The organism is Pelomonas nitida, assembly GCF_043555975.1.
Lineage (GTDB): Bacteria > Pseudomonadota > Gammaproteobacteria > Burkholderiales > Burkholderiaceae_C > Pelomonas > Pelomonas nitida.
Genome location: NZ_JBIGIA010000028.1, coordinates 7,691 through 29,059 on the forward strand (window position 1 = coordinate 7,691; position 21,369 = coordinate 29,059).

The 21,369-nt window shown below is 68.7% G+C and carries 12 protein-coding genes; all 12 read left to right on the forward strand.

Going from position 1 to position 21,369, the window contains the following annotated elements:
• The first annotated feature begins 11 nt into the window (after nucleotides 1-11).
• Nucleotides 12-3,212, forward strand: a complete 3,201-nt coding sequence (locus ACG00X_RS22980; protein ID WP_394491980.1) for a non-ribosomal peptide synthetase — start codon at nucleotides 12-14, stop codon at nucleotides 3,210-3,212.
• On the forward strand, nucleotides 3,209-5,812 hold the full coding sequence (locus tag ACG00X_RS22985; protein WP_394491983.1) for a lantibiotic dehydratase: 2,604 nt from the start codon (nucleotides 3,209-3,211) through the stop codon (nucleotides 5,810-5,812). Before ACG00X_RS22980 ends, ACG00X_RS22985 begins: the two co-directional genes overlap by 4 nt.
• On the forward strand, nucleotides 5,812-7,128 hold the full coding sequence (locus ACG00X_RS22990; protein ID WP_394491985.1) for an MFS transporter: 1,317 nt from the start codon (nucleotides 5,812-5,814) through the stop codon (nucleotides 7,126-7,128). The genes ACG00X_RS22985 and ACG00X_RS22990 overlap by 1 nt, the downstream gene beginning before the upstream one ends.
• The gene (locus ACG00X_RS22995; protein WP_394491987.1) at nucleotides 7,125-10,307 is read left to right on the forward strand and encodes a non-ribosomal peptide synthetase; all 3,183 of its coding nucleotides are present in this window, start codon (nucleotides 7,125-7,127) and stop codon (nucleotides 10,305-10,307) included. Before ACG00X_RS22990 ends, ACG00X_RS22995 begins: the two co-directional genes overlap by 4 nt.
• Nucleotides 10,308-10,349: 42 nt before the next feature.
• Nucleotides 10,350-10,553 (forward strand): MbtH family protein, encoded by a 204-nt coding sequence (locus ACG00X_RS23000; protein WP_394491989.1) that lies wholly within the window; start codon nucleotides 10,350-10,352, stop codon nucleotides 10,551-10,553.
• On the forward strand, nucleotides 10,553-15,004 hold the full coding sequence (locus ACG00X_RS23005; RefSeq protein WP_394491991.1) for a non-ribosomal peptide synthetase: 4,452 nt from the start codon (nucleotides 10,553-10,555) through the stop codon (nucleotides 15,002-15,004). The genes ACG00X_RS23000 and ACG00X_RS23005 overlap by 1 nt, the downstream gene beginning before the upstream one ends.
• A 104-nt stretch (nucleotides 15,005-15,108) precedes the next feature.
• Complete coding sequence (locus ACG00X_RS23010; protein ID WP_394491993.1) at nucleotides 15,109-15,891, forward strand: hypothetical protein; 783 nt, start codon at nucleotides 15,109-15,111, stop codon at nucleotides 15,889-15,891.
• Nucleotide 15,892: 1 nt separating this feature from the next.
• Entirely contained in the window at nucleotides 15,893-17,170 is a 1,278-nt protein-coding gene (locus tag ACG00X_RS23015) for an aminotransferase class III-fold pyridoxal phosphate-dependent enzyme (RefSeq protein ID WP_394491996.1), read from the forward strand.
• Between the two features lie 5 nt (nucleotides 17,171-17,175).
• A complete protein-coding gene (locus ACG00X_RS23020) occupies nucleotides 17,176-18,162 on the forward strand; it encodes a hypothetical protein (protein ID WP_394491998.1) in 987 nt (328 codons plus the stop codon).
• An 87-nt stretch (nucleotides 18,163-18,249) separates the two neighbouring features.
• Entirely contained in the window at nucleotides 18,250-19,404 is a 1,155-nt protein-coding gene (locus ACG00X_RS23025) for a pyridoxal phosphate-dependent aminotransferase (RefSeq protein WP_394492000.1), read from the forward strand.
• Between the two features lie 5 nt (nucleotides 19,405-19,409).
• Complete coding sequence (locus ACG00X_RS23030) at nucleotides 19,410-20,348, forward strand: aldo-keto reductase family protein (RefSeq protein ID WP_394492002.1); 939 nt, start codon at nucleotides 19,410-19,412, stop codon at nucleotides 20,346-20,348.
• A complete protein-coding gene (locus ACG00X_RS23035; RefSeq protein WP_394492004.1) occupies nucleotides 20,345-21,364 on the forward strand; it encodes an aspartate carbamoyltransferase in 1,020 nt (339 codons plus the stop codon). The genes ACG00X_RS23030 and ACG00X_RS23035 overlap by 4 nt, the downstream gene beginning before the upstream one ends.
• Nucleotides 21,365-21,369: the final 5 nt, after the last annotated feature.

A 21,369-nucleotide genomic window follows, 5' to 3' on the forward strand; every position in this document is an offset into this window, starting at 1 on the left:
GAGCGGTGCCCGTGAGCAACAAGTCGTCCACCAGCCCGGCCCCCTCGCTGGCGGCGGCCCCCGTGGTTGCGTCCAGGGAGCTGAACGCATCGGCTCTGCAGATGTGGTTGGCCGAGGCCGTTGCGGGCGCGCATGGCGCTTACAACATCCCTGTCGCCTGGCAGGTCGTCGGGCCGCTGGATGTCGAGGCCCTGCGCATGGCCTTGACGCAGTTGACCCAGCGCCATGAGGCCTTGTCCAGCGTCGTTCTGGAGGATGCTGGCACGGTGCGCCGGCTGCGACGGCCGGAACTCAGCCTCCAATGGCAGAGCCTCGACATGCGGGGGCTGGGCCAGGCGGCCCTGGACGAGGCGATCCGTGCAGCCTCGCAACAGCGCTTTATGCTGGCCAGCGAGCTGCCGTTGCGGGCCTTGCTGCTGCGCGAGAGCGAGGACGCGCATCGGCTGCTGGTGGTCGTCCATCATGTGGCGGGCGATGGCGGCTCGATGGCGGTCATCGCCCGGGAGTTGCAGGCGCTGTATGAAGCCCGGGTCGGCAACAAGCTCCTGCGTCTGCCCGACGAGGATCCCGAGGCCTTGGAGCGGGTAGCCCGGCGTGACGCGCTGTCCGAGGACGCTGCCCGGACCTACTGGCATGCCCTGCTCCCGGCTTCGTGTCCGGAGCTTCCCCTGCCACTGGACCGCGCCAGTACGTCGGGCCCGGGACGGCGTGGCGACTCCGTGCCCTTCGCTTCCCCCTCCGGGCTGGCACAAGCCGTGGATGCGCTTCGGGCCAGGCGCGGTGCCACGCCGTTTGGCGTGCTTGCGGCAGCGCTGGCGGGCTGGCTGTCCCGCATCACGGGCGCGCAGGACCTGTGCATCGCTTATCCGGTAGCGCGGCGCAGGGATCCCGGTCTGGCGGACCTGGTGGGCTGCCTGATGAACACGGTGGTGCTGCGCGTCCAGCTGACGCCGGCCGACAACTTCCTGACGCTACTGAATCGCGTGCAGGCTTCGCTGCAGGAGGCGCGGCCGCACCAGGGCCTTCCCTTCAACGAGATCGTGGCCAGCGGCACGGTGCGTGTCCTGCTGAATTTGAATCCCAACGACACGCCGCCGCTGGCACTCCACGGGCTGGCCGTCGAGCGCTTGCCGCGCGTGTCCACGGGCGCCCCCTTCGACCTGGCGTGGATCTGCGCCGGCACTGAGGGCGAGATTCGGGGTCGGCTCGAGTTCAACGAGGACCGCTTCGAACGCTCGACGGCCGCTCGGCTGGCGCGGCAGTTTCTCGAGTTCCTGGACCTTGCCGTGCAAGCGCCAGAACAGCCGCTGAGCCGACTACCGCTGGTGAGCGATGAGGAGAGGGCGGCGCTGCTGGCGCAAGGGACGGGAGAGGCGCTGCAGGAGGGCGGCGAGGCGGTGGTGGATGTGTACGGGCAGCTGGTAGCGGCGGCGAAGCGGGAGCCGCAGGCGCTGGCGCTGTGGTGCGAGGGGAGGGGGCTGAGCCACGGGGCGCTGCATGTTCGGGCGGGCGCGCTGGCGCAGCGGCTGCGCGAGTTGGGCCTGGGGTCGCAGGACCGTGTGGCGCTGTGCCTGCCGCGCAGCCTGGCCCATGCGGTGGCGGTGGTGGGGGCGCTGCGAGCGGGGGTGGCGTTTGTGCCGCTGGATGTGCAGGCGCCTGAGGCGCGGCTGCAGTTGCAGCTGCAGGAGGTGCGGGCCAGCCTGGTGCTGAGCACGCCCGCGCTGCAGGGCCGTGTGCCGGCGCAGGTGCGGTGCCTGTGCCTGCAGGAGGACGGGCGCTTGCAGGAGGTGCCTGAAGAGGCGCCTGCGGAGGGGGCGCAGGCCTGGGAGGCGCTGGGGCCAGCACCGCAGGTGCACCCGCGGCAACTGGCCTATGTGCTGTTCACGTCGGGCTCGACGGGCCGGCCCAAGGGCGTGGCGGTGGATGTCGGGGCGCTGGGCTCGCACCTGGCGGCGTGCGTGAAGCGCTACGAGCTGCAGGCGCAGGACCGGGTGCTGCAGTTCGCGGCGTCGACGTTTGACACGGCGATTGAGCAGCTGTTGGCGCCGCTGTGCGCGGGGGCGTCGGTGTATCTGCGCGGAGAGGCGGCCTGGTCGCCCGACGAGATGATGGAGTTCGTGAAGGCGCAAGGGCTGACGGTGGTGGACATGCCCACGGCGTATTGGCACCTGCTCAGCGGCGAGGCGAAGCTGGCCCAGGCAAGGAGCCTGAGGCTGGTGGTGGCCGGGGGCGAGGCGGCGCTGGCGGCGCGGTCGCGGCAGGCGCCAGCCGGGGTGAGGAGCTTGAACGCCTACGGGCCGACTGAGGCGACGGTGACCTGCTGCATGGGCCCGCTGGCCGGGGCGGCGGCGGGCGCGGGTCCCTGGGTGCCCATTGGCAAGCCCTTGCCGGGTACGCAGGTGTACGTGCTGGACGCGGCGCTGAATCTGGTGCCGCAGGGCGTGGCCGGGCAGCTGTATGTGGCGGGTGAGCGCGTGGCGCGGGGCTACCTGGGGCAGCCGGGGCTGACGGCGCGGCAGTTCGTGCCGGACCCGTACGGCGAGCCGGGGAGGCGGATGTATGCGACGGGGGACGTGGTGCGGTGGCTGGAGGGAGGGACGCTGGAGTACCTGGGGCGTGCGGACCAGCAGCTGAAGATCCGCGGGGTGCGGATCGAGCCAGGGGAGATCGAGCAGGCGCTGTCGGCGGTGGCCGGGGTGAGGCAAAGCGTGGTGGTGGCGCAGGAGGAGGCGGATGGTGAGCGCAGCTTGGCGGCGTATGTGGTGGGGGAAGCGGGGCTGACGGGGCAGGGGCTGCGCGAGCAGCTGCAGGGTCGGCTGCCGCAGGCGCTGCTGCCGACGCACTGGAGCTTCCTGGAGTCGCTGCCGCTGACACCGCATGGCAAGGTCGATCGCAAGCGCCTGCCCGCCATCACGGTGGTGGCGGCGCCAGTGGCCGATGGGGCAGGCAGGGCCAGCGGGGCCGAAGGGCCGGCCAATGACACGGCCACGCAGCTGCTGGCCCTGGTGCGCCGTCTGGCGGGTCATGAGGGCATCGGGCTGGACGACGCGCTGGCCGACCACGGCTTCCATTCCCTGAAGCTTGTCCGCCTGTCCTCGGACTGTGCGAAGGCCTTCGGCGTGGCGCCCGGGCTGCGCCAGCTCTTCCGCGCCGGCACGGTTCGGCGCATTGCGGCGCACCTCGATGCGGCGATCCTGGAGACACAAGCATGACGACACCCCTGAAACTTCGAACGCCGCCGGTCTTGGCCGGGGCGGCGGCACCTCACCTGACCCGCGCCGGTGCACAGGGCTGGCGTCTGTGGCGCGATGCCGTGCTGCGCAGCACCGGCTTCCCCGCCGAGCATCTGCTGTCGCTGGCGGATCCGGCGCTGGCGGCCGCCACGTGCCTGCTGGACACCCACGAAGCCGCGACAGCGGCAGCCTGGCGGGCCGCACAGCGGCATCTGAAGGCGTGCCTTGACGGCCTGCTGGCCCGGCTGAAGGACGGCGACCCGGAGCACACACAGGCCCTGGCTGCCTGCAAGCGGGCACTCAAGGATGCGCAGCGCTGTCGGCCGGCAGCCCTGGCTGCGCTGCCCGCCGACAGCGCGCTGGCGCTGAACGAAGCGCTGCAGCGGACCGAAGCCGCGCGCCGGTCTTTCGAAACTGCCTACGAACAGGCCCTGACCAGGAGCGCCGAGGCGCTCCGGAAGGCGGCCGGCGACCCGCTGCTGCGCCAGGCAGTCTCCTGGCAGAACCACGCCGCGCTGACCACCGCGCTGGACCCGCTCGCCCGTGGCGAGGACATGGCAGGCACCCGCCGACGGCAGCGCGAGGCACTGCTGACCAACTATCTGCAGCGCTACTGTCTCAAGAACGACACCATCGGCTTCTTCGGACCCATGGCCTGGATCCGGCTCGGCGGCGAGGGCACGGGGCATTTCGAGCGTGGGCCGGCGCTGGTCGGCGAGCGCACGGTCCGCTTCGAGGACTGGCCGCTGCATGCTTACGCAGAGCGTCTGGCCGCCGATCCCGCCATGAGACCCTGGCTCGCCCCGCGCCTGCAGCCGATCTGTCGGCTCGAGAACGACTGCCTATATCTGCCAGGCGGTGCATGCCTGGCCTTGGAACCGGGGGAGGCTCAGCTGCTGAGCCTTTGTGATGGCGTGACCCCAGCGGGGATCATCGCGGAGGCTCTGCTGGCCAATCCCTTCTCTGCCTGGCGGGACAGCGACGACATCCTGGAGGCGCTTGAGCGTCTGTACCAGGCCGACCGCATTCAATGGGGCTTCAGGGTGCCGACAACGGATCCCCAGCCTGAGCTGACGCTGGAGCAGGAGCTGCTGCAGCTGCCCGACGAAGCCCCACGCCATGAGGCGCTGCAAGGCCTGAAACGACTCTGCGCCGCACGCGACGTCCTTGCGCAGGCCCGGGGTGACGATGCCCGGCTCGCCGAGGCGCTCCAGGACCTGGACGCCGTCTTCCACGAGCTCACTGGCAGCGCGCCGCGCCGTCGCGGTGGAGAGCCCTACGGTGGGCGTGCACTGGTCTATGAGGACTGCCACCGTGACATCAAGGTGGAGTGGCCGGAGACTGCCCTTGACCGCCTGCGGGGGCCGCTGGACTTCGTGCTGAGCAGCGGACGCTGGTTTACAGCACGCGCTGCGGAGTCCTTCCAGGCCCGTTTCCTCGAAGCCCACGCGGCCTTGATGGGCGCCGGCCAGGCGAATGGACAGGGGCGCGTGGCGCTGCATGATTTCTGGCTGCGCATCCAGTCCATCGTGTTCGTAGACCAGGAGCCCATCGTGGCCCTGGCTCAAGAGCTGCGCCAGCGTTGGGAGCAGCTGCTCAAGCCCTTTGACGAGCCCGGGCAGCGCCGGGTCGAGCGTCGCTGCACCGACCTGATGGAGGCCTTCGTGCAGGCCTTCCCGCAGCAGGGGCGTGTCTGGGCCCAGGCGCGCTACCAGTCCCCCGACCTGATGTTCTGCACCACGGATGCTGCCGGCTGGCTGCAGGGCAAGGCGCTGGCGGTGCTCGGGGAGGTCCACCTGGGTTGCAACACCATTGCCACCAATATGTTTGCTTCGCTGCACCCTCAGCCTGAGCGTCTGCGCGCCCAGCTCCGGGCGGACCTGGGGGACCCTTACCCGCTGCCCAGGCTCAGCACCAGCGCCTCCGCCACGCCCATCCGGACGCAATGGCTGGAAGACCCGGCGGGCATCGTGGAGATCCTCTTCTCGCTCGACGCCGTACCTCGCAATCCCTCGATGGCCAAGCACATCGCCGACCTCGACGTCGTCCGGGAAGGGGACCGCCTGGTGGTCAGGGATGAGCGCGACGGCTGGAGCGCCGACCTGCTCGATGTCGTCGGCGACTTCCTGTCCCTGTCGGTGATGAATCACTTCGGCGTCCTCCACCGGCGTGTCCACACGCCGCGCATCACTCTGGACCGTCTGGTCGTGCAGCGCGAGTCCTGGCGGGTGCCGGTGGCCCAGCTGGCGGCCGTGCTGGAAGGTGTCACGGACGATCGGGCGGCCTTCCGAGCCCTGCACCGCATGGCGGCTGAGCAAGGGTGGCCGGAGCGGGTGTTCGTCAAGGCGCCCTGGGAGGACAAGCCCTTCTTCTGCGACCTCAGCAGCCCCCTGCTTGTGCGACATCTCGCCAAGCAGGTGCGTGCGGGCGGGGTGGAAGGGGACATCGTCGTGAGTGAAATGCTGCCGGATGTCGGCGACCTCTGGCTGCAGGACGCGCAGGGGGAGCGTTATGCCTCGGAGTTGCGCGTGGTGTGCGTCCATGGTGACGACATCCGCATCACCCAGGAGCACCACTGATGCGCACGGTGGCGAGCAGCACGCGCCTGGCGATGCGCCTCATCCTCACGCGAGGCGTGAGTGCCATGGGCTCGGTGCTGACGGGCATTGCCCTCGACGTCTGGCTCTACCAGCAGACGGGCTCGTATGCCCAGTTTGCCGCCATTGCCGTGGTCTCCGCCCTCGTGTCCTTGCTGGTCACGCCGCTCACGGGTGTGCTGGTGGACCGCTTCAACAAGCGCCTGCTGCTGGCCGTCAGTGAATGCATCACTGCAGCCGCCGTGCTGGCCGCTGCTTGGTCGTGGCACCGGGGCAGCCTGGATGCCTGGGGCGTCGGCTTCGTGACCGCCACCATGGCGTGCACTGCAGCCTTGCGCTGGACCACGATGAGCGTGGTTGTGAGCATGCTGGTGCCTCGGGATGACCTGGAGCGCGTCAACGGGCTGCAGCAGATCGTCGAAGGGATCGTGCTGGTTCTGGGGCCGGTGCTTGGCGCGGCCGCTGTCACCTGGGTCGGACTGGGCGGCGCCCTGGCGATCGACTGCGTCTCGACCGTTGTGGCGCTGTGCGGGCTGCTGTCCGTGCCGGGGCCGCAGCTGGGGACGGTGGCCCAGACGGCGCCGCCGCGTCGCTGGTGGGTTGAGATGGGCTTCGGGCTGCAATGGATATGGCAACGCCCGGCCCTGCGCCGCCTGATGCTGTTCATCACCGGCTACAACCTGGTGGCATCGATCTTCACGGCCTCGTTCAGCCCCTATGTGCTGGCCGCCGCAGACGGGCACACGCTGGGCATGGCCGCTGCGCTGGAAGGCGCAGGCGCCCTGGCGGCCGGTGCGCTGCTGAGCTGGCGCATTCTGGGCGGCCATGCGCGTGAGGACGGCGTGCTGGGCTGCGCCGCGCTGTTCGCCGCCTTGATGATGGTCTGGGGCCTGGTGCGCCAGCCGGCCCTGCTGTGTCTGCTGGCCTCGTGCACCGGCCTGGTGACCTCTCTGCTGGTGGCATGGCTGCAGATGGTGTGGCAGTCGCATGTGCCGGTTGACGTTCAGGGGCGGGTGTTTGCAGCGCGCCGTCTGGTGTCCTCGGCGCTGACGCCGGTCTCCATCCTGATCTCCGTGCCGCTGGCTGAGCAGCTGATGCGGCCGGCCTTGCAGGCGTGGCCAGCTGCACGTGTGCTCTGGGGCCTGGGCACCGCCGGGGCCTTGGGTGCGCTGATGTCCTGCCTCGGGCTGTGCCTGTTGACCGGCTGCCTGTTGCGCGTTGCTGGCGGCGGACTGCGCGTACCTCCTGCAACCACCCGCTCGCAGGCCACCCCCCTTCTTCCAATGGTAGACAGATGATGATTCCGATGAGCATCGGCCAGCAAGGCCTGTGGTTTCTAGGGCAGATCAGTGGCGATGTCAGTGCCGCCTACAACGTGGTGCTGCCGCTCGCGGGCGAGGTGCTGCCGCCGGCCGACCGGCTCGCCGCAGCCTTGGCCCGCCTCATCAGCCGGCATCCCCTGCTGGGCGCCCGCGTGGTGCTGGATCGCCACCAGCCCTGCTTCGACACCAGGGCGGTGACCATGGCCGTCGAGGAGGTGCAGGGCGAGCTGCTGGATGTCGCAGCCCGCGAGGCGGTCCGCCCACTAGACATGAAGGCAGGACCCTTGCTGCGCGTCCTGCGGGTCCAAGGCCTTGACGGCCGGGGCGAGGGCCTGGTGCTGACGGTGTCACACCTTGTCTTTGATGGCCCGTCCGCAGACCTGCTGCTCGAAGAACTGGAGGCGGCACTGGCGAAGCCCCAGGCTGAGACGCCATCAGTCTCGCCTTACGACCATGCGGCCGCCGTGGCGGCCGAACGTGCCCATGTTGGCAGCGAGGCCAGCAAGCGCAGGCTGGCGGCCCAGGCCATACGGTTGGCCACCCTGCCGGCCCTGGCGCTGCCTGCTGCCGCCGTGACGCAGGACCTGCATGTCTATCCAGCTGCTCACGTGGCCGCCCGCTGGCCAGTCACCTTCGTCCAGCGCGTCGAGGCCGCTGCGAACCGCCACGATGCCACGCCGGCGGCGCTGTATCTCGCGGCATTCCAGGTCGCGCTGTGGCAGTTCACCGGCCAGGGGGATCTGGGCTTCAGCATTCCGGTGAGCCGACGTGATGACGAAGCCAGTCAGGTCGGCATCAGCTACCTGACCAACCTCGGTGTTTTGCGCGGGCAGCTCGATCCGGAGATGACGCTGGCGGCCTTGTGCACCCAGGTGGCCGATGCCATGTTCGACCTGCTGGACGACCGGCACCTGCCGTTCCCGTCGTTGATGCAGGCGATGAAGGCGGCCAAGGTGGACCCGGCCGTCCTTCGCCGGCTGATCGGCTTCAACTACCAGGCCACAGCGCGGCGCGCCCTGAAGGTCGACGGCGGCGAACTCGTCCTGACGCCCATGGCCGCTCCCCATGCCAAGGATCGCCTGCAGATGGGCGTGGAACGCGACGAGGCCGGCGTTCTCGTGACGCTGGAGTACGACAGGGCGGCTTTTGATGCCGGGCTGATGCAGTCGCTGATGCGGCAATTCAGGCGCGTCCTGGCGGTGCTGCTGGACAAGCCAGAACAGCCGCTGAGCCGACTACCGCTGGTGAGCGATGAGGAGAGGGCGGCGCTGCTGGCGCAAGGGACGGGAGAGGCGCTGCAGGAGGGCGGCGAGGCGGTGGTGGATGTGTACGGGCAGCTGGTAGCGGCGGCGAAGCGGGAGCCGCAGGCGCTGGCGCTGTGGTGCGAGGGGAGGGGGCTGAGCCACGGGGCGCTGCATGTTCGGGCGGGCGCGCTGGCGCAGCGGCTGCGCGAGTTGGGCCTGGGGTCGCAGGACCGTGTGGCGCTGTGCCTGCCGCGCAGCCTGGCCCATGCGGTGGCGGTGGTGGGGGCGCTGCGAGCGGGGGTGGCGTTTGTGCCGCTGGATGTGCAGGCGCCTGAGGCGCGGCTGCAGTTGCAGCTGCAGGAGGTGCGGGCCAGCCTGGTGCTGAGCACGCCCGCGCTGCAGGGCCGTGTGCCGGCGCAGGTGCGGTGCCTGTGCCTGCAGGAGGACGGGCGCTTGCAGGAGGTGCCTGAAGAGGCGCCTGCGGAGGGGGCGCAGGCCTGGGAGGCGCTGGGGCCAGCACCGCAGGTGCACCCGCGGCAACTGGCCTATGTGCTGTTCACGTCGGGCTCGACGGGCCGGCCCAAGGGCGTGGCGGTGGATGTCGGGGCGCTGGGCTCGCACCTGGCGGCGTGCGTGAAGCGCTACGAGCTGCAGGCGCAGGACCGGGTGCTGCAGTTCGCGGCGTCGACGTTTGACACGGCGATTGAGCAGCTGTTGGCGCCGCTGTGCGCGGGGGCGTCGGTGTATCTGCGCGGAGAGGCGGCCTGGTCGCCCGACGAGATGATGGAGTTCGTGAAGGCGCAAGGGCTGACGGTGGTGGACATGCCCACGGCGTATTGGCACCTGCTCAGCGGCGAGGCGAAGCTGGCCCAGGCAAGGAGCCTGAGGCTGGTGGTGGCCGGGGGCGAGGCGGCGCTGGCGGCGCGGTCGCGGCAGGCGCCAGCCGGGGTGAGGAGCTTGAACGCCTACGGGCCGACTGAGGCGACGGTGACCTGCTGCATGGGCCCGCTGGCCGGGGCGGCGGCGGGCGCGGGTCCCTGGGTGCCCATTGGCAAGCCCTTGCCGGGTACGCAGGTGTACGTGCTGGACGCGGCGCTGAATCTGGTGCCGCAGGGCGTGGCCGGGCAGCTGTATGTGGCGGGTGAGCGCGTGGCGCGGGGCTACCTGGGGCAGCCGGGGCTGACGGCGCGGCAGTTCGTGCCGGACCCGTACGGCGAGCCGGGGAGGCGGATGTATGCGACGGGGGACGTGGTGCGGTGGCTGGAGGGAGGGACGCTGGAGTACCTGGGGCGTGCGGACCAGCAGCTGAAGATCCGCGGGGTGCGGATCGAGCCAGGGGAGATCGAGCAGGCGCTGTCGGCGGTGGCCGGGGTGAGGCAAAGCGTGGTGGTGGCGCAGGAGGAGGCGGATGGTGAGCGCAGCTTGGCGGCGTATGTGGTGGGGGAAGCGGGGCTGACGGGGCAGGGGCTGCGCGAGCAGCTGCAGGGTCGGCTGCCGCAGGCGCTGCTGCCGACGCACTGGAGCTTCCTGGAGTCGCTGCCGCTGACACCGCATGGCAAGGTCGATCGCAAGCGCCTGCCCGCCATCACGGTGGTGGCGGCGCCAGTGGCCGATGGGGCAGGGCCTTCCACCGCGACGGAGCAACTGGTCGCGGACATATGGGCCGATGTCTTGCGCCTGAGCGTGCCCGGCCTGAGCTGCGATGCCAACTTCTACGTGCTGGGCGGGCACTCCCTGCTGGCCACACAGATTGTGGCCCGGCTCAGTGAACGCCTGGGGCGCCCGGTACCGCTGCGGCTGCTGCTGGAGCAACCCACGGTCCGTAGGTTCGCCGCCGCCCTGGATGCGACGGCCGGCCACGTGGCCGAGGCTCCGGCCGCACCGCCGCTGGTTCGCCGCGATCGGCGCTGAGGCACGCAGCCCCCTGGCTCATCAACTTACCTGGAGATGCCTATGAATAACGATACGCCGTTCCTGGTCGTTCGCAATGACGAAGACCAATACTCAATCTGGCCTGCCGATCGCGCGCTGCCTGCCGGCTGGATCCCGGTCGACGGACCCGCGTCGCGCGACAGCTGCCTGGCCTACATCGAGACCCACTGGACCGACATGACCCCGCGCAGCCTCCGACTCCATCTGCAGGGAGCCGTTGCCTGATGGAAGCCGCACTGTCCGCGACGGCTACCGGCTACGTGGCCCGCGCTTCGTTCGCTCAGCACCGCATGTGGTTCATGGAGCAGAGCGTTCCCGGCACCGACCGCTATCACGTGGCCTTGGCCTGGCGTCTGTCCGGAGCGCTGGATGTCCCGCGACTCCAGGAGGCGCTGCGACGCGTCTGCCAGCGCCATGACGCGCTGAGGACGAGCTATCGCGAGCAGGATGGCGAACTCCAACAGCAGGTCCATGGGGAGATGCCGCTGGACTTTTCGTGCGTCGACACTGCGGAACAGGCGTCGCCGGAGGAGGCTGCACATGGGCTGCTCCAGCGCCAGCTCACACATCCCTTCGACCTGAGTACCGACGCGCCCCTGCGGGCCTGCCTCGTCCACTTGGGACCGCAGCGGCACCTTCTGCAGCTGGTCATCCACCACATCGCCTGCGACGGCTGGTCAGTGGGGCTCATCGTCGACGAGATCTCCGCCCTTTATGCCGGACGCGAGCTGCCGCCGCCAGGGTTTCAGTACGCGGACTACTCGGACTGGGAGCATGACTGGCTCCGTGGCGAGACCATGGCCCGGGGGCTGCAGTACTGGCAGCGTCGGCTCGAGGGTGTCTCGGAGGCCGCGGAGCTGCCGACGGACCATCCGAGACCGGCCCAGGGCCGCCACCGGGCGGCCAGTGTGCCGGTGTGCCTGAGCGCCGAGCAGGTCACGCAGTTGCGCCAGGTCACGCAGTCGCTGGGATTCACGCCCTTCAGCGCCTTGGCCGCAGCCTTGATGGTGGAACTGCATCGGCGCAGTCGGCAGGAGGATGTGTGCATCGGCTATCCGGTGGCCAATCGCAGCCAGACCGACCTCGAGCGCGTTGTGGGCCTGTTCGTCAACACCCAGCTGCTGCGTGTGCGCCTCCAGCCCGGGCTCAGTCTGCGCGGGCTGATGCAGGCCATCGGCACGGCGCTGCTGGACAACCACGAACACCAGCACCTGCCTTTCGAGAAGGTGGTGGAGGCGCTGGCACCGGCGCGCGGCGGCCGCAGCTCGCCGTTGTTCCAGGTGATGCTCGGCTACGAGAAAAGCGGCGCCAGCGGCGGTGCGCTCGATTTGCCCGGCGTGGAGGCGACGGCCCTGGCCGTTGCCAGCCATAGCGCGAAGTTCGACCTCAGCTTCGAGGTGATCGACAGCGGCCCTCGCATCGCGGCCGTGCTCGAATTCAACGCCGACCTGTTCGACTCCGACACCATACGCGGCCTGGGCGAGCAGATCGTCCACACGCTGGCGACGGGGCTGGCCGCGCCGGACGTTCCTCTCGCCCAGCTGCCCCGGATGCCACAGGCGCAGAGGGCGGCAGTCCTGGCCCTCGGCCTGGGTCCCGACCCGGTTGGCATGGAGCCGCCGTGCAGCCTGGTCGATGCCTTCGAGCGGCAGGTCCGTGCAGCGCCGCAGGCACCCGCCGTGGACGGCCCCATGGGACCCATCTGCTATGCCGACCTCGACGAGCGGGCCAACCGCCTGGCGCAGGGACTGATGGCACGCGGGCTGACGCCGGGCCGGCGGGTCGCGGTCTTGCTCGATCGCGGTGCGGACTATGCCGTTGCGGTGCTGGCCATCCTGAAGGCTGGTGCCGCCTATGTGCCCCTGGATCCGCTCTATCCGGCGCCACGGTTGGCACTGATCCTGCAGACTGCGGGCGCCGAGGCCTGGATCACGCAGCGTTCGCTGCTGGATAGCCTGCCCAGACCCACGGTGCCCTGCGTGCTGGTCGACGAGGACCGCGCCTTCATCGACGCACAGCCGCGCGAGGCACCTGACGTCCCCCGTCATGCCGGAGCGGCGGCTTGTTGCATTTTCACCTCGGGGACCACGGGGCAGCCCAAGGGAACGGTGATCGAGCAGCACAGCATCTTCAGGCTCGTGCGCGGCCAGTGCTACGCCCGGCTCGATCCCACGACCCGCTTCCTGTTCCATTCGCCGATGGCTTTCGACGCATCGACGCTGGAACTGTGGGGGCCGCTGCTGAACGGCGGCACCGTCGTCATGGCGCCGCCCGGGCGTCTGGGCTATGCTGAACTGGCGCAGGCGATCGGGGCCGGGCGGGTGGACACCGTGTTCATGACGGCTTCGCTCTTCGAGGCCTTTGTCGAGCACGAACTGGCGTCGCTGGGGCCGGTGCGGCAGTTCCTGAGCGGCGGCGACCGGATGCCTCCGCACACGGTTCGGCGCATCCAGTCGGCCTGGCCGGACTGCACGGTCGTGAACCTCTACGGGCCGACCGAATGCACCACGCATGTCTGCTGCGAGCGCGTTCCCTCCCTCCACGATGACGCCCCCCTGCCTCTCGGGCGGCCCATTGCGGGCGCAGCGCTGCATGTGCTTGACGAGTCGCTGGAGCTGGTGGCGCCGGGCGTCGCAGGCGAGCTGTACATCGCCGGTGCCGGCCTGGCCCGCGGCTATCTCGGGCAGCCCGGCCTCACGGCCGAGCGCTTCCTGCCTTGCCCCTTCGGGCCGGCCGGTGGCCGCATGTATCGGACGGGCGACCTGGTCCGTTGGCGGCCCGATGGACGCCTGGCCTTCCTCGGCCGCATCGACCATCAGGTCAAGATCCGGGGCTTCCGCATCGAGCCTGCAGAGGTCACCCAGGTCCTGATGCGCTGCGCAGGCGTGCGGGAAGCCGCAGTGCTGGCTCGGGAAGACCAGCCCGGCGAGAGGCGCCTGGTCGCCTATGTCTGTGGCGACGCGGACCTCGGAGCGGTGAAGGCCGAGGTGGCAGCGCTTCTGCCGGAACCTATGGTGCCTTCAGCCTGGGTCCTGCTCGACGCGCTACCGCTGGATCCCAACGGCAAGCTGGACCGCCGCGCCCTGCCTGCTCCCCCGTCATCGGCCGATGCGCGGCCGCTGGCGCGCGTCGCGCCGCGCACGCCCCTGGAGCACCGGCTGTGCGGCATCTGGCAGCAGACGCTGGGTGTCGACGAGATGGGCGTCGATGACAATTTCTTCGCTCTGGGCGGGCATTCGCTGAAGCTGCTGTCCCTGCGCGAGGCCATGCGCCGTGCTTTTGGCATCTATTTGCCTCTGCAGGCGCTGCTGTCAACGCCCACCGTGGCCGGCTGTGCCGCCTTGCTGACCAATGCTCCGGGGCTTGCCTTCGCCAATGATGAGGCAGCGTCCGATGCCGCCGTCCCGCCTGTGGATAGCGATGGCAGCGCCGTCGAACTGGCCCTGACCTTGGCCCGTTTCTGGGCGCTCGAGCAAGTCATCGGCGACACGCGCTACACCGTGCCCCATGTGCTGGCCGTGCCGGCAGGCCGGACCGAGGCCCAGTACCGGGCAGCTTGGCAGGCGCTGTGCCGCCTGACCCCGGACCTGCTGACGGTCTTCGTCAACGAGGCGCCGGAACTTCGCCTGGATCGCCGTGCCGAGGCGACCGCGCTGTGGTCGTCCACCGTTGTGGGTGAGGGGGCGGCGGCATCCGAAGCCATTGCGGCCTTCCTGAAGCCCCGCTTCGACTTGCGCAAGGGCCTGGTGCGCGTGCTGCTGGTGCAGAGCGGCGAGACCGACCTGCTTGTGTTCGCCTTCCACCATGCCCTGGTCGATAGCGTGGCCCTGATCGCCCTGGTGAACGCCTATTTCGAGCTGCTCGATGACGCGCCAGCCGCTGCCGTGCAGTCGCTGGCCGCTGCGGCCTCGCTGCGCGAGTACAACCATTGGCGCCTCAGCGCTGACCGGCAAGTGGACCCATCCATGGACACGCTGGCTGCGCTGATCCGCCAGCTGGACGGACGGGCCATGCATTTCGTGGCGGCGGACCGATATGACGCGCCTGCGGCCTCCCGCAGCCTGCACCGCACCTACGCCCTCAGCCCGGACTTCGTGCGTGGCCTGGAGCGGCGTGTCGCCGAATCGGCCTGCACGCCTTTCGTGGCCTTCCTGGAGGCCTTCGCGCGGGCGGCGCTGGCGGTGCTCGGGCTGGAGCACTTCGTCCTCAGCGTGCCGACATCGGCGCGCATGCTCGACGGACGCTTCCTCGCCACGCCTGGCTACCTGAATGACACGGCTCTGCTGCGCTGGGCCCGTGACGAGCCGTCCGCTGACTCGCTGGCCCGTGGCATGGAGACCCTGTTCAGCCCGCGGCCGAGCTTCGAGCATCTGCTGGTGCGACACCTGGGCAGGCCGCTGGGCGAGCTGAACCCGCTGGCCAATGTGATGGCCATCCAGCCCGAGATGGAGCGCTTGAGCACAGGCGCAGTTCAGCGTGGCCACGCCGACGTGACCTCGCGCTTCATCAAGGAGGGCGGGGCACCCAAGCGAGATGTCCTGATGGTGCTGGATCTCGCTGGTGCGCAGGCCCGGCTGACCTTGCATGTCGATCCGGGGCGAGTCGACCTGGCGCTGCTGGACCGCACGGTGGCGGCCATGACCGGCGACGCCGCCCTGATGCCACCGGAGCCTTAGCTCCTTCGATGTCTGTCCTTATGACTGTCTTTACCCGCGACCTCGCCTCACGGCGTGTTTAGTGGCACCCACGGGTGTGCCACGCCAACTGACTGAACTGAACCATGAAACAAGCAAGCAATCCTCTCTTCGACGTAGCCGGCCTGCGCATGAGCCGCATCTGGCACTGTTTCGGCAACTACATGCACAAGGTCGACCTGGCCACCATCCAGCGCATGCTGGCGGCTTCGCAGACCAATGTGCTGCCCATCAATACGCACCAGCTGAGCGAGAGCACGCAGCGTGACGGCCTGATGATCGGCTTCGGCGGCGTCACCTTCGACCAGCTGGCCGCGGTGCATCCGGTGGACCAGATGGTGATCATGCTGAACATCAACCACCAGACCACTGCGGAAGCTGCCGTCGCCAAGACGCGCCTGGCCCACCGCCTGACGGGGGAGCGCGTCGTCAAGCTGGAAGTTCTGAACACGGACATGAAGACCTCCAACAATGCCGCGCTGATCGAGGCCGTGAAGATGCTGAAGCAGGAGCTCCCCCAGCTCATCATCATGCCTTTGCTGGCCAACAACTACGACGATGCACGTCGGCTGATGGAGCTGGGCTGCCCGCTGCTGCGCGTGATGGGCAGCGGCATCGGCGAAGGCCGCGGCATCGTGGACACCCAGGAGTTCGAGCGCATCTGCGAGCTGCCCGTGCCCGTGGTGCTGGACGGTGGCGTGCGCGATGCCCGCGACTACCAGATCGCCCACGCCCTGGGCGCCCAGGGTTCGCTGATCAACAGCGCGCTGTTCGTTGGCGCCCTGTCGCCGGAGGCCGGCCTGGCTCGTTTCCTCGAGCGCTCGCAGGGCTTCATCCACGAGGCGCCGCAAGCCCTGGTGGCGGCCTGATATGCGCGGGCCCGACGACGTCATCGACGAGGCGGGGCTCCGCCTCTCGAGCAACTCACGGCCCGGCAAGCCGGTACGCCTGGTCCGCGGCGAAGGTGCCGCAGTCTGGGATGCCGCCGGCAGGCGCTACGTGGACCTCAGCAGCCAGACCATGAACCTGCTGTTCGGGCAATGCCATCCGCGCATCAATGCCGCCATCGCGCAGCAGCTGGGCACGCTGACCTTTGCCGACCAGGACTTCCAGCACGATGCCTATCCGCAGGCGATGCAGGCGCTGGCACCCTTCGTGCCGCAGGCGCTGACGACTTACAACTTCCGGCTCAGCGACGGGTCCAGCGGCGTGGAGTGTGCCGTCAAGATGGCGCGTCGAGCACGTGGACGGGGACGCGTGCTCACCTTCGACGGCATCTACCTCGGGCAGAACACCCAGTCCCTGCATCTGCGTGGCTGGGGAAGTCGTCGCACGGAGGTGCTGGTGGGCAGTCATGAGGACGTCGTCTTCGCCCCGCTGCCGCGTCCGCAGTTCGAGCTGGACTTCGAGCACTCGCCGGCCGAGAACGGCGCGGCGGCCTGCGAGTTGATCGAGCGCATGCACGACACGCTGGCCTGCGTACTCATCGACCCGCTGATGATCTCCAGCGGCGTCACCATGGGCCGGGGCATGGCGCAGCTCGTGCATCGCGTGATCGCCTGCGCCCACCGCTTCGACGTCCCTGTCATCCTCGATGAATGCCAGACCTTCGGCTGGGTGCCCGATGGCACGCTGGCCCGCCACTTCGGCTTCGATGCCGACCTGCTGGTGCTGGGCAAGGGGGTGGGCGGCGGCATGCCCCTGTCGGTCTGCATCAGCAAGCCTCGCTATGACGGGCTGGAGTGGGGGGATGCCGACTACACCAACGGCGGCACCCTGGCCGCGATGGCAGGCCTGCTGGCGACCTGCGAGCTGCTGAACGAGGCCCAGACGCGGGAGCGCGTCGCGCAGCTTGAATCGGTGATCGATGGCTGGGCTGCGGAGATGGGCGCGCGCTTGGGCCCGCGGATCGCCACCCGCGGCATCGGACTGATCCGGGCCATCCAGCTGCGCGGCCTGGCCGACGAGGACGAGGCCAGGGCCGCTGCGGTGGCGCTGGTCGCTCGCTGTCTGGAGCGCGGGCTGATCGTGCGCAAGCACACCGATTGCATCACGCTGAAGCCCTCGCTCACCACGGATCCGGCCGAGCTCCGCGATGCGCTGGTGACGCTTGGACATGAACTGATCAACCAACTGGAAGCACAATGAGCTACTTGAAACCCGCGCTCAAGCCGGCGGTCCGGCAGAGCACGCGCAACGGCGGTCTGCAGTTGAGCTATCGGGGCCAGCAGCTGGCCTTGCAGCCCACCGAGGCCTCGCTGTTCGCGCGGCTCGCACCGCTTCTCGATGGCCGGCACGATGCCGCCGCCCTCTCGCGGACGGCCGACATTGATCCCTCCGACCTGGACTGGCAGCTGGCGCAGTTGGAGGCTGCCCATCTGCTCGTTGAGGGTGAGGGCTGGAGCCCGCAGCCGGACCTGTACAGCGCGGAGCAGGCGTTCTGGGTCCTGGAGGCGGATGTCTGCCGCGTCAAGTTTGGTGAGGCTGACGACCGCCTGCGCAACGACCTGGAGGTCCGCATCGCGCGAGGCGAGGTCGCTCAGACCGTGGCCGAAGGCTGGCTGGTCGAGCTCGGCTATCTGCTGCGCCAGGTGCCCCAGGAGCTCTCGCTGGCGGTGGCCACTGCGGGCGACGAGGCCACGCGCGCGCACTATGTCGAGTTCTTCAAGGAAGAGTGCGACCACGGGCAGATGATGTACGACAAGCTCAAGGACTGGATCGCTCCCGAGCGGCTGCTGGCCATGCGTCCACTGCCGTCCACGCTGGCCGTACTCAATATGTACCGCGCGCTGGCTAGCGACGGGCCGCTGAGCTATGCCGTGGCCCTGATGCGCGACGAGTCGACGCCCTTGGATCCGGCGCCCGCGCCCGAGACCGATCCCTATGCCGGCCTGCGCACCCATTACCAGGTCCCTGCACCGGTGGTGGACATCTTCGAGTGGCACGCCCACCTGGACCGCGATTGCGAGCACGGCTTCTTCCCCTTGGAGATTTTCCGGCAGCAGCGCTGGATTGACCGGCGGACAGTGCAGGCCCTGCGCCAGCGCCTGCTGAGCCTCTTCGAGACGCACGCCATGTGGCGCCGGGAACTGGCCAACTACTTCGCCACGCACTCGGTGCACGAGCGCGTGCCTGCCTGAGACCGAGCCTGCCCATCAAGAACCCACACCGTGCCGGCGGCCTCGTCAAGCCAGGTCGCCGGCCCTGCAATCGTCAAGGACGTCCCCATGCAAGTGACTCTCTCCCAGCACCTCTCGTCCATCCCGGACTCCGCCGTCTCCGGCATCATCAGCGCCGCGGCGCGTGCCGCGTGGCAGGATGTCATTCCGATGGCCGGTGGCGAACCGACCTTCGAGATGCTGGTCAACCCCCGCGAGGCCCTGCGGGACTTCGATGAGCGCGCTCTCAGCAAGTATTCGCCATTCACCGGCCATGGCGAGCTGCTCGAGCTGATCTGCGGCAAGCTGGCCCGCCTCAACGGCATCGAGGCCTCCACCAGCGACCTCATCGTCGTCCCCGGGGGCGCCGGCGCGCTCTGGGGCTCGCTGATGGCCGTCGTCGACCCAGGGAGCGAGGTCATCCTGACCGACCCCTGCTGGGAGCACTACCACTCCATCGTCAAGATGGTCGGCGCCCGCCCGGTCTCCTGGCCGCTGTTTGCCGATCGCATGAACGGCGAGCTGGACTTCGACGCCCTGCTGGCGCGGATCACACCGGCCACGCGGGCCCTCCTGATCAACACGCCGCTGAACCCCTGTGGCTATGTTTTCTCCGAGGCCGATCTCCGCCGTCTGATCCAGATTTGCGAAGACCGCGGTGTGCAGCTGATCTGCGACGAGGAATACGAGACCTTCGTGTTCGGCCAGGCCCGGCATGTCTCTCCCCGGAGCCTCTCGCCCAACGTCATCTCGCTGTATGCGATGTCCAAGAGCTTTGCCGTCACCGGCGCCCGCGTGGGCTATGTGGCCGCGCGCCCCGAGGTGGTCGCGTTGATCCGGCGGGCCGGGCTGTACTCCTACATGTTCCCCTCCAGCCCTGCGCAATGCCTGGCCATCGCCATCCTGCGGCAGGACTACGTGGGCTATCTGTCGCATGTGCGGGCCCATTACGAGGCCAAGATGGAGCGCCTCCACAGCCTCTTCGCAGCAGTACCGGGCATTGAACTGGAGAAGCCCATGGGCGGCGTGTACCTGTTTCCGCATCTCCCAGAGATCGAGGGCCGCAACGCGGCACATGCGCTGATCGAGAAGGACCACCTGCTCTGCGTGCCGGGTGACGTGGCCGGGCCCTCCGCAGCGGGGCGCGTGCGCTTCTTCTTCGGTCTGGACGACGCTGTGCTTCAGGACGCCGCCCAGCGGCTGCGCGGCCGCTTCACGGCTTGAGCGCGATGAGCAGCCTGTTTGGCGCTGACCGCCTCGTGCTCGGCACCCTGCACCTGAGACAGCGACCGGAGCGCGAGGTGAATGAGGTGCTGGACGCCTTCCTGGAGGCCGGCGGGCGCACGGTAGACCTGGCCACGCTGTATGGTGGCTTGCCCCTGCTGCGCACCGTGGGCCGCCACCTGCGGCGCAGCGGGGTCCGGGTAAGGTCCCTGTTGAAGATCGGCTACCTCGAACAGCTCAGCGACTATCGGAATCCCGATCCCTGGTTCGAGCTGGCCGACCGCGCCCGGGAGGCGCTGGGGCTGGACGACCCCACGCTGATGCTGCATGAGGCGGACTGGGCCCTGTGGTGGCGAGCGCAGGCCAGCAAGGGTGAGGTCTGCACCCCGGCCGACGCTCCACGGATCGCCGCATGCTGGCAGCCGTGGAGCGAGCGCGTGCACCGGCTGACCGGGCAGGCCCTGGGCATCGCCGGCAACCATGCGCCGGCCCTGTTGACCGTGTTCGCCTCGGCCGGGAGCCCGCCGGGCATGACGCTGCTCGTGGCCAAGCAGATGGACCTGCTGTGGCGCAGCGCCGAGCCGCTGGTCGAGAAGGTACAGGCCGCTGGTGGCCGGGCCATCCTCGGCGCGCCATGGCATCAGGGTTGGCTGCGCTCGATGGATCTTCTGATCAAGCGTAGGCCGGAACTCGCCACCGAAGCCAAATCGCTCGTCTCACTGTGCGACGAGGCTGGATGGTCGGTCGCAGATGCTGCGCTGCCCTTTCTTCTGCGTCACGTTCCAACCGCACTTCTGGCATTTGGCGCAGCGACCAGAGAGGAGGTGGAGCAAGCATTCCGGTCTTTGAACCGCCCACTGCCTGATCCCCTTTACCAATCGATTGCCGCATTGGGGCGCGACATGCCTCCGATGGGCCCTCTTATTCCCTTCGAATGCAAATGACCACGAATTCAACGCGAAACAATGCCTCACTTGCGGCGATCCAGGACAAAGCCAGGGAGACACGGTCTCTCCTGCCGCCGAACATCATTGACATGCACGAGCTAAGTGCACCTGCGATTCGGGCGGTGTTTGAACTTGCGGATTCGCTTCGCAGTTTGCCGCCTGACCAGGCCGTGCAACTCCAGCCTGGCCGCGTCGTCTCTACCTTGTTCTACCAGCCGAGCACAAGGACCCGCTTGAACTTCGACGCGGCTGCCCAGCGCCTCGGCGCGAGTGTGGTCGGGTTCTGCGATCCGGCCACAACGAGAGCCGGCGATTTCTATCAAGAGTCTCTTGAGGATGTCGTTCGTTTCACGAGTGAGCTGGTCGACCTGGTTGTACTTCGACACCACGAAACCGGGGCGGCCTTACGCGCTGCCAGCTGCAGCTCAGTGCCGGTCATTAGCGCGGGGGATGGCTATGGGCAGCACCCGACGCAAGCCTTGGGCGACATCTGGACCATGTGCGGCATTCTCGGTGAGTTGAGGAATCGCCGCATCGGAATGGTGGGTGATGTCAATATCAGGTCGCTGAAAGCCATCAGTATCGGACTATCGACGCTGAACGTCGGAGAACTCGTGTATCTGCTTCCCAAGGGCGCCGTTTTCCCGGAAGTGGTGGTTCGCACATTGGACGAAAAACGCATCCCTTTCCGGTTTGTCGAGCATATCGACGAGATGCTTTCAAGTGTCGATCTGGTTGAGACGATTGGCGTCAATCATCCCAATCACAACAGCGCACGCGACACCCGCATGCGGTCAACGAATGTCTGTGTGGATGATGGCAGTTGGTATCGCATCGACGCTGCGGCAGCTCAACGGCATCACGGACACATGCCTCCCGTTCTTCACCCCGGACCGCGCACTGATGAGTTGTCCGTCGATTTCGATACACATCCTGGCGCGCACTATTTCGAACAAGCGCGGTGCGGCATGTGGGTGCGCATGGCATTGATCGCCGCTTTACTAAATACCTGAGGTGA

Bases quoted from the DNA above. Each gene is read 5' to 3' on its own strand.
- ACG00X_RS23015 (WP_394491996.1), top strand. From the start codon at position 15,893: ATGCGCGGGCCCGACGACGTCATCGACGAGGCGGGGCTCCGCCTCTCG.
- ACG00X_RS22990 (WP_394491985.1), top strand. From the start codon at position 5,812: ATGCGCACGGTGGCGAGCAGCACGCGCCTGGCGATGCGCCTCATCCTC.
- ACG00X_RS22985 (WP_394491983.1), top strand. From the start codon at position 3,209: ATGACGACACCCCTGAAACTTCGAACGCCGCCGGTCTTGGCCGGGGCG.
- ACG00X_RS23010 (WP_394491993.1), top strand. From the start codon at position 15,109: ATGAAACAAGCAAGCAATCCTCTCTTCGACGTAGCCGGCCTGCGCATG.
- ACG00X_RS23030 (WP_394492002.1), top strand. From the start codon at position 19,410: ATGAGCAGCCTGTTTGGCGCTGACCGCCTCGTGCTCGGCACCCTGCAC.
- ACG00X_RS23035 (WP_394492004.1), top strand. From the start codon at position 20,345: ATGACCACGAATTCAACGCGAAACAATGCCTCACTTGCGGCGATCCAG.
- ACG00X_RS22995 (WP_394491987.1), top strand. From the start codon at position 7,125: ATGATGATTCCGATGAGCATCGGCCAGCAAGGCCTGTGGTTTCTAGGG.
- ACG00X_RS23000 (WP_394491989.1), top strand. From the start codon at position 10,350: ATGAATAACGATACGCCGTTCCTGGTCGTTCGCAATGACGAAGACCAA.
- ACG00X_RS23005 (WP_394491991.1), top strand. From the start codon at position 10,553: ATGGAAGCCGCACTGTCCGCGACGGCTACCGGCTACGTGGCCCGCGCT.
- ACG00X_RS23025 (WP_394492000.1), top strand. From the start codon at position 18,250: ATGCAAGTGACTCTCTCCCAGCACCTCTCGTCCATCCCGGACTCCGCC.